This window comes from Nocardia sp. NPDC049220, from assembly GCF_040647855.1.
Lineage (GTDB): Bacteria > Actinomycetota > Actinomycetes > Mycobacteriales > Mycobacteriaceae > Nocardia.
The window spans coordinates 1-1,194 of sequence record NZ_JBEZDA010000065.1; the positions used below are offsets into that span (position 1 = coordinate 1).

The window sequence follows — 1,194 nt, forward strand, 5'->3', positions numbered from 1 at the left end:
GAGCCTTCAACCCAGTCAGCTCCTTCCGGTGGGCGCGGGGCATGACTATCGTCGCCGCACTTATGACTGTCTTCTTTATCATGCAACTCGTAGGACAGGTGCCGGCAGCGCTCTGGGTCATTTTCGGCGAGGACCGCTTTCGCTGGAGCGCGACGATGATCGGCCTGTCGCTTGCGGTATTCGGAATCTTGCACGCCCTCGCTCAAGCCTTCGTCACTGGTCCCGCCACCAAACGTTTCGGCGAGAAGCAGGCCATTATCGCCGGCATGGCGGCCCCACGGGTGCGCATGATCGTGCTCCTGTCGTTGAGGACCCGGCTAGGCTGGCGGGGTTGCCTTACTGGTTAGCAGAATGAATCACCGATACGCGAGCGAACGTGAAGCGACTGCTGCTGCAAAACGTCTGCGACCTGAGCAACAACATGAATGGTCTTCGGTTTCCGTGTTTCGTAAAGTCTGGAAACGCGGAAGTCAGCGCCCTGCACCATTATGTTCCGGATCTGCATCGCAGGATGCTGCTGGCTACCCTGTGGAACACCTACATCTGTATTAACGAAGCGCTGGCATTGACCCTGAGTGATTTTTCTCTGGTCCCGCCGCATCCATACCGCCAGTTGTTTACCCTCACAACGTTCCAGTAACCGGGCATGTTCATCATCAGTAACCCGTATCGTGAGCATCCTCTCTCGTTTCATCGGTATCATTACCCCCATGAACAGAAATCCCCCTTACACGGAGGCATCAGTGACCAAACAGGAAAAAACCGCCCTTAACATGGCCCGCTTTATCAGAAGCCAGACATTAACGCTTCTGGAGAAACTCAACGAGCTGGACGCGGATGAACAGGCAGACATCTGTGAATCGCTTCACGACCACGCTGATGAGCTTTACCGCAGCTGCCTCGCGCGTTTCGGTGATGACGGTGAAAACCTCTGACACATGCAGCTCCCGGAGACGGTCACAGCTTGTCTGTAAGCGGATGCCGGGAGCAGACAAGCCCGTCAGGGCGCGTCAGCGGGTGTTGGCGGGTGTCGGGGCGCAGCCATGACCCAGTCACGTAGCGATAGCGGAGTGTATACTGGCTTAACTATGCGGCATCAGAGCAGATTGTACTGAGAGTGCACCATTGCGGTGTGAAATACCGCACAGATGCGTAAGGAGAAAATACCGCATCAGGCGCTCTTCCGCTTCCTCG

General features: G+C 56.3%; 2 protein-coding genes and 1 pseudogene. 2 read left to right on the forward strand and 1 reads right to left on the reverse strand.

Annotation, left to right across the window (positions count from 1 at the left end; all coding sequences use genetic code 11):
- A pseudogene (locus tag AB0C34_RS31555) lies at positions 1 to 326 on the forward strand (hypothetical protein); the annotation flags it as partial.
- 17 nt (positions 327 to 343) lie between these two features.
- Here AB0C34_RS31555 and AB0C34_RS31560 read toward each other — a convergent pair.
- A complete protein-coding gene (locus AB0C34_RS31560) occupies positions 344 to 679 on the reverse strand; it encodes a hypothetical protein (RefSeq protein WP_081450183.1) in 336 nt (111 codons plus the stop codon).
- Between the two features lie 64 nt (positions 680 to 743).
- On the opposite strand from AB0C34_RS31560, the gene AB0C34_RS31565 reads away from it, so the two are divergent.
- Entirely contained in the window at positions 744 to 935 is a 192-nt protein-coding gene (locus tag AB0C34_RS31565; protein ID WP_000165985.1) for a Rop family plasmid primer RNA-binding protein, read from the forward strand.
- The last annotated feature ends 259 nt before the right edge of the window (positions 936 to 1,194 follow it).